At 68.3% G+C, this 12,287-nt stretch carries 12 protein-coding genes, 1 tRNA gene and 1 riboswitch; of the genes, 4 read left to right on the forward strand and 9 right to left on the reverse strand.

Annotated features, from left to right (window positions below; all coding sequences use genetic code 11):
• Nucleotides 1-69: 69 nt before the first annotated feature.
• The 5 genes from EQZ23_RS15145 to EQZ23_RS15165 are packed head-to-tail and all read right to left on the reverse strand — an operon-like array spanning nt 70 to nt 4,620.
• The gene (locus EQZ23_RS15145; protein ID WP_128455245.1) at nt 70-1,329 is read right to left on the reverse strand and encodes an adenosylmethionine--8-amino-7-oxononanoate transaminase; all 1,260 of its coding nucleotides are present in this window, start codon (nt 1,327-1,329) and stop codon (nt 70-72) included.
• Nucleotides 1,326-1,943, reverse strand: a complete 618-nt coding sequence (bioD, locus tag EQZ23_RS15150; RefSeq protein ID WP_128455246.1) for a dethiobiotin synthase — start codon at nt 1,941-1,943, stop codon at nt 1,326-1,328. The genes EQZ23_RS15145 and bioD overlap by 4 nt, the downstream gene beginning before the upstream one ends.
• Nucleotides 1,940-3,061 (reverse strand): 8-amino-7-oxononanoate synthase, encoded by a 1,122-nt coding sequence (locus EQZ23_RS15155; RefSeq protein ID WP_128455247.1) that lies wholly within the window; start codon nt 3,059-3,061, stop codon nt 1,940-1,942. Before EQZ23_RS15155 ends, bioD begins: the two co-directional genes overlap by 4 nt.
• A gap of 54 nt (nt 3,062-3,115) precedes the next feature.
• A complete protein-coding gene (locus EQZ23_RS15160) occupies nt 3,116-3,760 on the reverse strand; it encodes a 2-dehydro-3-deoxy-6-phosphogalactonate aldolase (RefSeq protein WP_128455248.1) in 645 nt (214 codons plus the stop codon).
• Nucleotides 3,757-4,620 (reverse strand): 2-dehydro-3-deoxygalactonokinase, encoded by an 864-nt coding sequence (locus EQZ23_RS15165; RefSeq protein WP_128455249.1) that lies wholly within the window; start codon nt 4,618-4,620, stop codon nt 3,757-3,759. The genes EQZ23_RS15160 and EQZ23_RS15165 overlap by 4 nt, the downstream gene beginning before the upstream one ends.
• Before the next feature lie 184 nt (nt 4,621-4,804).
• Here EQZ23_RS15165 and EQZ23_RS15170 point away from each other — a divergent pair, with 184 nt between their 5' ends.
• On the forward strand, nt 4,805-5,518 hold the full coding sequence (locus EQZ23_RS15170) for a FadR/GntR family transcriptional regulator (protein WP_128455250.1): 714 nt from the start codon (nt 4,805-4,807) through the stop codon (nt 5,516-5,518).
• Nucleotides 5,519-5,578: 60 nt separating this feature from the next.
• Here the strand turns inward: EQZ23_RS15170 and EQZ23_RS15175 are convergent, their stop codons facing one another.
• Nucleotides 5,579-6,424, reverse strand: coding sequence for an N-formylglutamate amidohydrolase (locus EQZ23_RS15175; protein ID WP_128455251.1), 846 nt, complete (start codon nt 6,422-6,424; stop codon nt 5,579-5,581).
• A gap of 156 nt (nt 6,425-6,580) precedes the next feature.
• On the opposite strand from EQZ23_RS15175, the gene EQZ23_RS15180 reads away from it, so the two are divergent.
• Nucleotides 6,581-6,958, forward strand: coding sequence for a response regulator (locus EQZ23_RS15180; protein WP_128455252.1), 378 nt, complete (start codon nt 6,581-6,583; stop codon nt 6,956-6,958).
• A gap of 44 nt (nt 6,959-7,002) precedes the next feature.
• A tRNA-Val gene (locus tag EQZ23_RS15185) sits at nt 7,003-7,077 on the forward strand.
• Nucleotides 7,078-7,187: 110 nt separating this feature from the next.
• On the opposite strand, the gene EQZ23_RS15190 is transcribed toward EQZ23_RS15185, so the two are convergent.
• The 3 genes from EQZ23_RS15190 to msrB all read right to left on the reverse strand — a co-directional run bounded on the left by EQZ23_RS15190 (nt 7,188) and on the right by msrB (nt 9,565).
• Nucleotides 7,188-8,318, reverse strand: coding sequence for a major royal jelly family protein (locus tag EQZ23_RS15190; protein WP_240663601.1), 1,131 nt, complete (start codon nt 8,316-8,318; stop codon nt 7,188-7,190).
• Between the two features lie 26 nt (nt 8,319-8,344).
• A complete protein-coding gene (locus EQZ23_RS20350; protein WP_240663602.1) occupies nt 8,345-8,863 on the reverse strand; it encodes an alpha/beta hydrolase in 519 nt (172 codons plus the stop codon).
• A gap of 252 nt (nt 8,864-9,115) precedes the next feature.
• Nucleotides 9,116-9,565: a peptide-methionine (R)-S-oxide reductase MsrB gene (gene msrB, locus EQZ23_RS15195; RefSeq protein WP_128455253.1), complete on the reverse strand. Its 450-nt coding sequence runs from the start codon at nt 9,563-9,565 to the stop codon at nt 9,116-9,118.
• A gap of 188 nt (nt 9,566-9,753) precedes the next feature.
• On the opposite strand from msrB, the gene EQZ23_RS15200 reads away from it, so the two are divergent.
• Nucleotides 9,754-11,817: a TonB-dependent receptor gene (locus tag EQZ23_RS15200; RefSeq protein ID WP_128455254.1), complete on the forward strand. Its 2,064-nt coding sequence runs from the start codon at nt 9,754-9,756 to the stop codon at nt 11,815-11,817.
• 172 nt (nt 11,818-11,989) lie between these two features.
• Nucleotides 11,990-12,206: riboswitch (cobalamin riboswitch) on the forward strand.
• Nucleotides 12,207-12,287: the final 81 nt, after the last annotated feature.

The following is a 12,287-nucleotide window of genomic DNA, read 5'->3' on the forward strand; positions in this document are numbered from 1 at the left end:
GGCACAACCGCCGCGAACCTATGTCAACGCGGCGTCTACGTCATTTGTTGCTGCGCTGCAGCAAAAACGTCAGGAGCCATGTCCGAGTGCATCGCACGCGTCGCCGATCGCCGTATAGATCCGGTCGAGATCGGCGTCGTCGATGCAGTAAGGCGGCATGACGTAAACGGTGTTGCCGAGCGGCCGGAGCAGCAGGTCGCGCTCGCCGAAGAACGCGAGCAGGCGCGGGCCGATCTGCGAGAGATAGCCGTCCTCGCCCTCCAGTTCGACCGCGGTGATGGTGCCGATCGCGCGGGCATTGGCGATCCGCGGATGCCGGGCGAGCGCCTCAAGCCGCGCGGCCTGGCGTGTGGCCAGATCGGCGATCCGCTCGCGCACCGGTTCGTCGCGCCAGATGGCGAGGTTCGCGTTGGCAGCGGCGCAGGCGATCGGGTTGGCGGTGTAGCTCGACGAGTGGAAGAACATGCGCGATCTGTCGGTGCCGTAATGCGCCTGGTAGATCGGCTCGCTCGTCATCGTCACCGCGAGCGGGATCGCGCCGCCGGTCAGCCCCTTTGACAGGCACAGGATGTCGGGCACCACGCCGGCCTGTTCGCAGGCGAGCAGAGTGCCGGTGCGGCCCCAGCCGGTCATCACCTCGTCGGCGATGAACAGGACGCCATGGCGCGCGCAGATCCGCCGCATCTCGGCGAGGATGTGCGCCGGATAGATGTGCATCCCGCCCGCGCCGAGCAGCAGCGGCTCGACGATGAACGCCGCCGGGTGTTCGGCGCAGGCGCGTTCCAGCGCATCGAGCGTAGCCTGTTCGTGCCCGGCGGCCGGGAAGGGGATCGTGCCGACGTCGAACAGCAGCGGCGCGTAGGCGCGGTTGAAGACGCCGCGCGCGCCGACCGACATCGCGCCGATCGTGTCGCCGTGATAGCCGTGCTCCAGCACGAGGATGCGGTGGCGGTCCTCAGCCCGATCCAGCCAATAGCCGAGCGCCATCTTCAGCGCGCACTCGACGCTGGTCGAGCCGGAATCCGAGAAGAACACCCGGGTGAGCTCGGGCGGCATGATCGCGGTGAGGCCGCGCGCAAGATCTTCGGCAGGCTGGTGCGTCCAGCCGGCGAAGATGATCTGGTCGAGCTTGCCCGCCTGTTCGGCGATCGCGGCCATGATCCTCGGGTTGGCGTGGCCATGCGTGGTGACCCACCAGGACGAAATCGCATCGACGATCCGACGCCCGTCGGACGTGTAGAGCGCCGCACCCTCGGCATGCGTGACGAGCGGGATCGGCTCGCGCAGGCCGTGCTGCGTGAACGGATGCCAGACGGGGGAATCGCTCACCGGAACGCCTCCAGGTCGAAGCTCGCAGCGAACGCCTCGGCCAAGGTCGCTGCGTTCAACGGATCGAGCCGGGGCAGGCGGCCGAGCCGGCGGACCTTTCCGAGTGCCGCGATGGTCGCTTCGCTGTCCTCGACCGCGTCGCCGACGAACGCGATACCGAGGATCGGCACGCCGCGCGCGCGCAACGCCTCGATCGACAATAGGCTGTGATTGATCGTGCCGAGCCCCGTGCGCGCAACGAGCACCACCGGCTTGGCCCACCGCGCGAACAGGTCCGCGAAGATCAGGTCGCGCGTCACCGGTACCATCACACCGCCCGCCCCCTCGACGACCATCGGACCGTCGATTGCGGGCAGCGTTAGCTTTTCGAGGTCGATCGTCACCCCGTCGATCTCCGCGGCAAGATGCGGCGAACACGGTGTCGTCAGCCGGTATGCCTCAGGCAGGACGCTGTCCGCTGGCACGCCCAAGGTCACGACCGACGCCGCATCGCTACCGTCCGCAAGCCCGGCCTGCACCGGCTTCCAGTAGCGCGCGCCGAGCGCAGCGGTCAGCCCGGCGGCGAACACCGTCTTGCCGATATCCGTGTCCGTTCCGGTGACGATAATCGTCATTGCAGCGCCTCCTTCATGACCTCGCCCAAAGCCTCGATATCCGCCGTCGTGACGTTGAGCGTCAACGATATCCGCAACCGCGATCCACCCTCGGGGACGGTCGGCGGACGGATGCCGCGGACGTCGAACCCGGCTGCCTGGATCGCGGCGGCCACCCGCATCGTCCGCGCGGCATCGCCGAGTACCAGCGGCAGGATCTGCGATCCGGTCGCCACGACACCGTAGGGACCCAACACGCGCTCCGCCGTCGCGATCAGCGCCCACAACCGGTCGCGCCGCACCGGTTCGTCGGCGCTGATCCGCAGCGCCTCGCGGACCGCCAGCGCCATCAGCGGCGACGGCGCGGTCGAGAAGATGAACCCGCGTCCGCGGTTGACGATGAACTCGCGCATCACCGCCGGCCCGCAGAGCAGCGCGCCTTCGCAGCCAAGCGCCTTGCCGCAGGTCCGCAAGGTGACGACGTTGTCGCGCCCGTCGAGCCCCTCGGCGAGGCCCCGGCCATCGGCGCCGAACACGCCGGTCGCATGCGCCTCGTCGATCAGCAGGATCGCGTCGTGGCGGTCCGCGACGCGTGCGAGATCGGCGAGCGGCGCGCGGTCGCCGTCCATGCTGTAGAGACTCTCGACCGCGATCCAGACTCGCCCCGTACCGCCGGCTGCGCGCCAATCGGCGATCGCGTCCTCGAACGCACCCGCGTCGTTATGCGCCGCGCTTACGCAGGTCGCCCGCGTCAGCCGCATCCCCTCATGCGCGCTCGCATGGATAAGGGCGTCGTGGACGATCAGGTCGCCGCGCTGCGGCACCGTCGCGAACAGGATCGTGTTGGCGACATACCCGCTGGCGAAGAACAGTGCGGCCTCGGTCCCGAAGAACCGCGCCGCATCTGCTTCCAGCGCCTCATGCTCGGGCGCGTTGCCACGCAACAACCGCGAGCCGCCCGATCCGACCGGCACGCCCCGCGCCAAGGCCTCGATCATCGCGCCGCGCAGACGGTCCGATCCGGCGAGGCCGAGATAGTCGTTCGAGGCGAAGTCGACGCCCGCCGGCGGCCTGAGCGATCGATACCGGTCGGCGGCGGCCAGCGTGGCGAGGTCTCGTTCCTGGTCGGCGAACATCATCGCGCCGCCCTAACCCCAACGCGGCGCGAAGACGATAGCGGGCCGACGGAGACGTTACCTCGCCTTCAGCGCCGCGATAAACCCGCGCGCCCTCGCGCCGACATCTGCCGCCGTCATCCCCGGCGCATACAGTGCGGAGCCCAGACCGAACCCGGCCGCGCCCGCCTTGCGCCACTCGGCCATGATCTCCGGTACCACACCACCGACCGGCAGCACACGCGTGTCCTTGGGAAGGACGGCCCGCATCGCCTTCAGTACCGCGGGGCTCGCGGCCTCGGCCGGGAACAGCTTCAGCGCCGCCGCGCCCGCCTCCAGCGCCGCGAACGCCTCGGTCGGCGTCGCGATGCCGGGCAGCGCGACATAGCCGCGCTCGGCTGCCGCCGCGATCACCCGCACGTTCGCGTTGGGCGCGATTATCAGTGTGCCACCCGCCGCACCGACCGCCGCCACGTCCTCGACGCGCAACACGGTGCCCGCACCGACGACCGCGCGGCCCTTCAGCGTGCGCGCCAGCCGGGCGATGCTGTCGAGCGGATCGGGCGAGTTCATCGGGACTTCGAGGATGGTGAAGCCCGCCTCGACCAGCGCCTCGCCGATCGCCTCGACCTCATCCGGCTTCACGCCGCGCAAAATCGCGATCAGCGGGCATCTCGCGAAGGCGTCGTCGAAGGCCCGGCGGTGGGTCGTGGGGGGAGTCATGCTGCAAGATCCTGGATACGGGTGATGCCGGCCACGAAGGCGGCCTGGCTGTCGATATGGTGCGAGCTGCCGCCCAGCGCATCGATCGCGCCGGCATAGAGTGCACCGAGTGCCGGGTCGGCAAGGATGTGCACCGTGGCGCCCGGCTCGATCCGCGCGGCGGTATCGGCACCGATCAGCAACCCGCTGGCGAACGACGCGGCATGCGCGTCGTCGGCGATTCCGAGCACGCCGCGCGCCCTGATCGCGAACAGGCTGGCGGCGAGATCGCGCCGCGCGCCCTCCGCGACGCCTTCGAGAAACGCGGACCCAAGTTCGACCGGGTGGCCGAGCTGCCGCGAGAGGACGCCGTGTGCGCGGAGCAGCGCAAAGAGTTCGCCGGTCATCGCGGTGGTGAAGCGGGTGATCGCACCGCCTTCCACGGTCGCCCATTTGCAATGCGTACCGGGCTGGCAGAGCAACGCGTCGGCCGGTACCAGCCCGGCGGCGACCGCGCCTAGCAACTGCACCTCCTCGCCGCGCATCACGTCGGCATGCAGCCCGTCGCGGTACGACAGCCCCGGCACGATCGCGGTGCGATCGTCGATCCGCTCGAGCCCCGCGGCAATCTCGGCGAGACCCGCAGGCGCCGCGACATACGGCACGCTGCGCCAGCCGATGTTCGATCCCACCATCCCGGCAAGTAGCATCGGCAGGTTGCCGAGCCGCGCGCGGATGCCGGCGACCTCCGCCGCATAGTCGCCCGCCGCGACGTTCGCTGCGCCGCGATCGTCCCGCTCGGTCGCGGCGACATGCCCGTCCTCGATCCGGAACGCGCGTCGATTGGTCGTTCCCCAATCGACCGCAATGAAATTGCCCATTGTATCACCCTCGGGCTCGTTGCCTGTGCCGCAGTAGAATCGGTCGCGCACGGTGGCGATGATCGAACTCCGGTGTTTATATGACAATTACCGATTGTTTTGTCATGTATGATCGCTCGGCGTGTACTTTAGACGGGTGACAGTGTCGCGCGCTTGCGTCAGAACCTTGTCGATGGCGATCGATATGACAGACGGCGATGGCGGTCCGACCGTAACCGCATTGGGGCGTAACCTCACGCATGGCATGCTCGATACGCTCGGCCGTGCAATCGTCACGGGACGGTACGAACATCGTCCGTTTCCGACCGAGGCGGAGATCGCCAAGACGCACGGCGTGAGCCGATCGGTGACGCGTGAAGCGGTCAAGATGCTGACGGCGAAGGGCTTGGTCAGCGCCCGCCCGAGACAGGGCACCATCGTGCAGCCGGCCAGTGCGTGGAACCTGTTCGATACCGATGTCCTGCGCTGGACGCTGGAGCGGAAATTCTCGGTCGACCTGCTTCGGCATTTCAACCAGCTGCGGGTCGCGATCGAACCGGAGGCCGCCGCGCTGGCGGCACGGTTCGGCGACGAGGCCGATTTCCTGACGATCCGAGCCGGCCTGGAGCAGATGGAGGCGGGCGAGGCGGGGCTGACCGATCCGCTAGAGGCGGATATCGCCTTCCACATGGCGATCCTGCGGGCGTCGAAGAATCCGTTCTATGCGCAATTCCAGTCGGTGGTATCGACGGCGCTGCGCACCTCGATCCGCTTTACCAACCGCATCAAGGGCCGGTCTGCCAACATCGGCGACCACGCGGCGGTGGCCGACGCCATCATCGCGCGTGATCCCGATGCCGCGCGGATCGCGATGACCCGGATAATCGGCGATGTTCTGACGCTGATCGGCGAGGAATAACACCGGACCTGCACGCCCCAGGCCGGGAAATGGCGACACGTGGGGGCGATCCGGTGGAGCTTATTCCGCGGCCTGTGCCAGCGGGGTGGACAGCGCCTCGTCGGCGAGTGCGGACAGGATCGATCGCACGAGATCCACGACCCGGGCGAAGCCGGCGCCCGGCGCATGGAGCTTGCGGTCGAGATAGAGCGTACGGTCGAGTTCGAGCTGGACCGCGTGGATATTGGCCGCGGGGCGTGCGTGGCGCTCGAGAATATGGCCGCCGGCATAGGGCGCGTTGACCGCCGTCGAAAAGCCGCGTGCGGTGCATTCGGTCTCGACCCGCGTCATGAACCGCGCCGCGGCCGCATGGCCGAACCGATCGCCCAGGACGATCCGCGTGCCGCCGGGGCCGAGCGGCGGCATCGAATGCAGGTCGAGCAGCACCGCGACGCCGAACTGCGCCTTGGCCGCCTGAAGCGCGCTCGAGATCGCCGCATGATAAGGGCGATGATCCTGCGCGATCCGGGCGGTGACGTCGGCATCGGTAAAGCGTCGCGCCCAGAGATCGCCCGCACCCGATACGCGCCGTGGCACTAGCCCCAGCCCGCTGCGCAGCTTGGCGGATTGCTGCGCCGGGGTCACCGATGCGGCGCCCTCGTCGATCAGGGGATCGCGTTCGTCTTCGCCGCGGTTGAGGTCGATCCAGGCGCGCGCGCGGGTCTGGACGATCGTCGTCTGGCTCGTCCGTGCGGCCCGCGCCACCGCGTCGACCAGGCGGTCCTCGAGCGGCAGCAGCGCCGCGAGCGGTACCCGGAGCGCGGTCTTCAGCGCCAGCGGATACTCCCGACCGGCATGCGGCACCGACAGCACCACCGGGCTGGTCGGCGGCATCGTGCCGAAACGCTCGAAGGGAGATGGGTACATCGCCCCACGCTAGGGCCGCGCGGCCAGCGGGGCAATCGACCTCCCGCGCCGCTCGGTCTCTCCGTCGTGCTTTATGGTCAACGAACTGGAAATATTAACCGCTTCGCGCGTAGGGCCAGGGCGTGAACGTGTGAGTGAAAGCGGGGCGTTAGATCGATGTTGCGAATTCTTCTGGCCGAGGATGATCAGGTGATGCGCGAGTATCTGACGCGTGCGCTCGAGCGCTCGGGCTATGGGGTGACCGCGGTCGATCGCGGTACGGCCGCGATTCCCTTGCTCGAAACCGAAAAATTCGACTTGCTGCTGACCGATATCGTGATGCCCGAGATGGACGGGATCGAACTGGCACAGAAGGCCGGCGAGATGTGCGCAGACCTGCGCGTGATGTTCATCACGGGTTTTGCGGCGGTCACGCTGAAGGCCGGCAGGGCGATGCCGAACGCGCGCGTATTGTCCAAGCCGTTCCACCTGCGCGACCTCGTCGCCGAGGTCGATCGCCTGTTCGAGATGGATAATATGACTGGCGTGCATTGAGCGCTTGCACGCCGCGATAGTCGCGGCTAGTGGAGCCCTCCGGCGGGCGTGTAGCTCAGTGGTAGAGCACTGTGTTGACATCGCAGGGGTCGCAAGTTCAATCCTTGCCACGCCCACCATTGAAAACCCCGCTAGCCCCAAGGCTAGCGGGGTTTTTAACGTTCTGGGGTCGGTCCCATCGCCCTGTTCCCGCCGCTAGCCGCTAGCCGCCAACAGGGCGAGGTCACGGTCAGTCAGGGCGAACGGCGTCCGGCGTGAACGCGAGGAGTTCGGTGCGGATCGATGCGGGGGCGCCGGGTTCGAACCAGTTGGTGTCCTGGATGTGGCTTGCCGTCACGTAGATGCGACCGTCCGTACCTTCGGAGAAGGTGTCGGGCCAGCGCAGTCGCGGGTCGGTGAGGACCGGTTCGACATGGTCGCCGACCAGCCGCGTGATCGCGTTATCGGGCGGCGAGGTGAGATACAGCACGCCCGCCTTGCTCATCCACAGTCCGTCGGCGACATGCGTGTGCGCCACGGTCTTCAACCCGGCCGCACGGTCCGCTTCGCTGACGCCATCGCGCAGCAAGGCCGTGGCGATTGCATACAGCGTCCTGCCGGTGAGCGCCTGAAAATAGAGCGTCTCGCCGTCGTTCGAGATCGCGATGCCATCGGCGACGAAGGCGGGTCGGCGACCGTCCGGGCGGAGCAGCGGCGTGCCGTCGGTCTCGACCGTCACCGCCTTGTCGACCTGGGTCGATCCGTGGCCATCCAGCGCGCGGAAGGAGCGGCCCGAGTCCAGGTCGATGACGATGATCGCGCCGCGGGTGCCGCTGTCGGTGACGTAACCGGTCCGGCCGTCGGGCGAGAACCGGATGTCGTTGAGGTACGTGCCCTGCAGGGCGACGTCGGGCGGTACCGGGATGACCTTGACCACGTGGTCGGTGGCGAGGTCGATCTGCACCAGTTTGGGTGCGCCTTCGAGGATTTTCTCGTTGCCGGGCGCGCCGGGATCGAGCACCCAGAGGTTGCCGTGGCCATCGGCGACGATCGACTGGACACAGACGAAATAGTCCCCGACCGGCAGCTCGTTCGCCCGCGCATTGCGCCAGCTCTTCCACTTGGCGTCCGGATAGGGCCGGAGCGCGCCGTCCTCCATAAGCTCGGCAACCGAGATCGGCGCGTCGTCGGTCCAGCGCGGGAAATTGACGAAGTGGCGGCCGTCCACCGTCACCGCGACGCCCGTGACCTGATTATCGAACTCCGCGATCCTGGTCAGCGGGCTCGCGGCGCGTGCCTGCGCATGGGCGATGCCGATCGCCGCGGTCGCGAGCATGCCAATCGCCGCCGCCCCGACCAGATAGGGCTTCGCTTTCGACATGGCGGGGGTCTGGTCCATAGCCACGCTCAAGGTTGCGGGATCGCCCGTGAAGAGCCGGACGAGATGGCGCGACACTGCGTCGGGGGCCTCGCGCTGGATGAAGTGGCCGACGCCCGGCAGCGTCGCTGCGCCTGCTCGAACGGGGGCGTCGGCATGCCGCCGAGCCGTGGCGGCGTCGCAAGCATCGCCATCCGCTCGACCCGGTCCGGCCAGCCGACCGCGAGCGCTTCCGCGGTGTTCGAGCCCCAATCATGCCCCGTGACCATGAACGTCTCGATCCCGAGCGCGTCCATGAGCGCGATCATGTCCATCGCCAGGATCGCGCTGTTGCCGGTGCGCGGCGCGTCGCCGACGAAGCGCGTGTCGCCGAAGCCGCGCAATGTCGGCACGATCGTCCGCAATCCCGCCTGATGAAGCGCGGGAAGCACGGCGTCCCAGGTCGATGCGTCGTCGGGCCAGCCGTGGATCAACAGCACCGGTGGGCCATCGCGCGGGCCGGTGTCGGCATAGGCGAGTGCGAGATCTTCGGTGGTCAGGATCGGCATGAGGGTCCTTCGGGAACGAGGGCGCGACGAGCTCGAAACGGGCGCCAGATCGAGATCCAAGCCTCGATTGAAGGTCGTCGGCAGTGGGACGCTTTCGAGGGGAACAGTCCGCACGGGACGCTGTTCCAATCCCCAGCCCGATCAGTCGCAATGCGCGGCCTTTGACGCTCGCCTATCTCGTTACGACAAAACGGGACGGCATCGCCCGTGCGTGCCGTCCCGTCTCAGGTCCCCGGATCGCTAGCCGTGCCGTCAGCCGGCCGCGTCGACCTGATCAAGATAGGCAGCGTAGCCCTGCGCCTTCATCTCGTCGCGCGGCACGAACCGCAGCGAGGCGGAGTTGATGCAGTAGCGCAAGCCCCCCTGATCCTGCGGGCCGTCCTCGAACACATGACCGAGATGGCTGTCGGCGCCGGCCGAGCGGATTTCGGTGCGGACCATGCCGTGGCTGCGATCGTGCAGTTCGGTGACGTGGACGGGCGAGATCGGCCGGGTGAAGCTGGGCCAGCCGCAATGCGAATCGAACTTGTCGGCCGACGCGAACAGCGGCTCGCCGGACACGATATCGACGTAGACGCCCGGTTCGCGGGTATTCAGATATTCGCCCGTTCCCGGCCGTTCGGTGCCGCTTTGCTGCGTCACGTGGAACTGCTCGGGGGTGAGCTTGGCGATCGCCTCGTCGGTCTTCTTATAGTTGGTCATGGTATGTCCCATCAGCGTGAACGCGGGCCTCCACCGATATCGAACGCTCGCATCGATGGGGTTTCCGTCAATATAGGGCGTCTTGGCGCTGGCCCAATGCGCGCGGTCGCAGGCCCGGGCGCCGATATATTCCCGGCCTGCGCGCGTCCGGCTTTTCAGACGACGGGAAAAGCTGTCATGCGGTGTCGATGATTCGCACCCCGCTGTCCGCGCTCGCCTGCATCCTGTTCTCGTCCGGAAGCGCCCTTGCCCAATCGACCGGGGTACCGACCGAGGCAGGCCCCGACATCGTCGTCACCGGGCGCGGGCTGGCGGATGCGCCCGGCGATCGCGCCTATGATATCGTCACGATCGAGCGCGACCGGATCCAGGCGAATGCGAGCAATCGGCTGGAGAGCGTGCTTGCCGACGTCGCCGGACTGCAGCAGTTTCGCCGATCGGACTCGCGCAGCGCCAACCCGACCAGCCAGGGTATTTCGCTGCGCGGGATCGGCGGCAATGCCTCCAGTCGTGCGCTGCTGATCTTCGACGGGGTGCCGCAGGCGGATCCGTTCGGCGGCTGGGTCGCGTTTCCGGCCTATGCGACCGGGCGGCTCGGCCGCATCCGCGTGACGCGCGGTGGCGGGAGCGGGTATCAGGGACCGGGCGCACTGGCCGGGACGGTCGAGCTGGAGAGCGCGACACCCGATCAACTGACGCCGTTCCAGGGCAGCGTCGCCTATGGCAGCCGCGATTCGGTCGATGCGCAGGGGTCGGCGGCGCTGGTGCGCGGGGCGGGGTTCGCGACCCTGTCGGGCGCGTATGCGCGCGGGGACGGCTTTACGCCGACCGTCGAGGAAAGCCGCGGGATCGTCGATCGCGCCGCTCCGTACGAGCAGGCGTCGGGGGCGCTGCGAACCGTCGTCGGGATCGACGCGAAGACCGAATTGCAGATGAATGCGAGCGCGTTCACCGACACGCGCGACCGCGGCAGCGATTTCACGACCAACACGAGCGAGGGGGCCGATGCGAGCATCCGGCTGATCGGGCGCGGTGCGTGGGGCTATTCGGCGCTGGCGTATCTGCAGACGCGCGCGTTCGCGAGCAGCTTCAACAGTATCAATGCCGCGCGGACGACCGCGATCCAGTCGCTGAACCAGTATAACACGCCCGCCACCGGGCTTGGCGGACGTATCGAGATTCTCCCCCCGCTGGGCGAGAGCATCACGCTCAGGCTGGGCGCGGATGTCCGCGATGTGAGCGGCAAGACGCAGGAACTCTATACGTTCGTGAGCGCGGCGCCGACGCGGCGGCGCGAGGCTGGCGGGAGCACCACGACGACCGGCGTGTTCGCCGATGGAAGCCTGGTTGCGGGCGACGTCACCTTCAGCCTCGGCGGGCGGGTGGACTGGTGGTCGATCGATGGCGGCTATCTGTCCGAGCGCCCGCTGGCGACCGGTGCGGCGCTGACCGACCTGCGCTATGCGGACCGCGACGGCAGCGAGACGACCGGGCGCGCGGGGATCGCATACCAGCCGATCGCGGCGATCACGCTGCGCGCGGCCGGGTATCGCGGCTGGCGACTGCCGACGCTCAACGAACTGTATCGCCCGTTCCGGGTCGGCAACGACGCAACCGCGGCGAACGCGGTGCTGTCGCCCGAGCGGCTGACCGGGGTCGAGGGTGGCGTCACGCTGACGCCGGCGCCGGGGGTGAGCATCGCCGCAACCTATTTCTACAACCGGTTGAAGGACGCGATCGCCAACGTCACGACGACCAACCCGCCGCAGGTGTTGCCGGGTGTCGCTACATACCGTGTCCGTCAGAATCTCGACGCGATCAGGGCGCACGGGTTCGAACTGGATGCGTCGTACCGCCCCGGGCCGCTGGGCGTGCAGGCGTCGTGGTCGCACACCAATTCGAAGGTCGAGGGCTCGGGGATCACCGCCGCTCTGGACGGCTTGCGGCCCGCGCAGACCCCGCGCGACCAGGTGTCGGGGACGGTCGACTGGCGGCACGACGCGGCGGCGCTGTCGCTGACCGTGCGGCATATCGGTCGGCAGTTCGACGACGACCAGAATACGCGCGTGCTTGGAGCCGCGACGACATTGGACGCCTATGCCGCGCTGCCGATACTGCGCTCGCTGGTGGCCGAGGTGCGCGGCGAGAACCTGTTCGACGAGCGTGTCGAGGCGGGGATCAGCGGCGCGACCATCGTCGAGCGCGCGACGCCGCGGACGATCTGGATCGGGCTGCGCTACGGCGGGCGCTAAGATTTATCCTCCCCCGCCAGGGGGAGGTGGCACCGGAGGTGACGGAGGGGGAGGTAAGCGACTACCTCTGCTCGGTGTCCGCCCCCTCCGTCTGGCAAGCGCCTGCCACCTCCCCCTGGCGGGGGAGGATTGACGGGGCACCTCCGCGTTGACCCGTGCATGGCGCGCGACTAATGCCACTCTCGTGAAGGGTTCCCGGCGACGGGATCAAAAGGGAAGTCTGTGCGCGGGCCGGGTCGTCAGATCCTCATCCGCAAGACCGGCGCTGTCCCCGCAACTGTGACCGGATAGCGGCCACCCCGATTACGCCACTGGGTTTCGACCTGGGAAGGCGGGGTGGAGGCGATGACCCGGAAGCCAGGAGACCTGCCTTTCACGGTCGATCCACTGCGCGGGCGGGTGCTCCGGCGCGGACGAGTGCTCCGGTCCAGCCGGGTTTCCTCGAGCGAGAGACGTCTGCCGCTCCCGAA

The sequence above is a fragment of the Sphingomonas sp. UV9 genome (genome assembly GCF_004101245.1).
Classification (GTDB): domain Bacteria; phylum Pseudomonadota; class Alphaproteobacteria; order Sphingomonadales; family Sphingomonadaceae; genus Sphingomonas.

Coding starts and splice junctions, on each gene's coding strand:
- msrB (WP_128455253.1), bottom strand. CDS start 9,565: ATGACCAACTATAAGAAGACCGACGAGGCGATCGCCAAGCTCACCCCC.
- EQZ23_RS15165 (WP_128455249.1), bottom strand. CDS start 4,620: ATGGGCAATTTCATTGCGGTCGATTGGGGAACGACCAATCGACGCGCG.
- EQZ23_RS15160 (WP_128455248.1), bottom strand. CDS start 3,760: ATGACTCCCCCCACGACCCACCGCCGGGCCTTCGACGACGCCTTCGCG.
- EQZ23_RS15200 (WP_128455254.1), top strand. CDS start 9,754: ATGATTCGCACCCCGCTGTCCGCGCTCGCCTGCATCCTGTTCTCGTCC.
- EQZ23_RS15190 (WP_240663601.1), bottom strand. CDS start 8,318: ATGTCGAAAGCGAAGCCCTATCTGGTCGGGGCGGCGGCGATTGGCATG.
- EQZ23_RS15155 (WP_128455247.1), bottom strand. CDS start 3,061: ATGATGTTCGCCGACCAGGAACGAGACCTCGCCACGCTGGCCGCCGCC.
- EQZ23_RS15175 (WP_128455251.1), bottom strand. CDS start 6,424: ATGTACCCATCTCCCTTCGAGCGTTTCGGCACGATGCCGCCGACCAGC.
- EQZ23_RS20350 (WP_240663602.1), bottom strand. CDS start 8,863: ATGCCGATCCTGACCACCGAAGATCTCGCACTCGCCTATGCCGACACC.
- EQZ23_RS15180 (WP_128455252.1), top strand. CDS start 6,581: ATGTTGCGAATTCTTCTGGCCGAGGATGATCAGGTGATGCGCGAGTAT.
- EQZ23_RS15170 (WP_128455250.1), top strand. CDS start 4,805: ATGACAGACGGCGATGGCGGTCCGACCGTAACCGCATTGGGGCGTAAC.
- bioD (WP_128455246.1), bottom strand. CDS start 1,943: ATGACGATTATCGTCACCGGAACGGACACGGATATCGGCAAGACGGTG.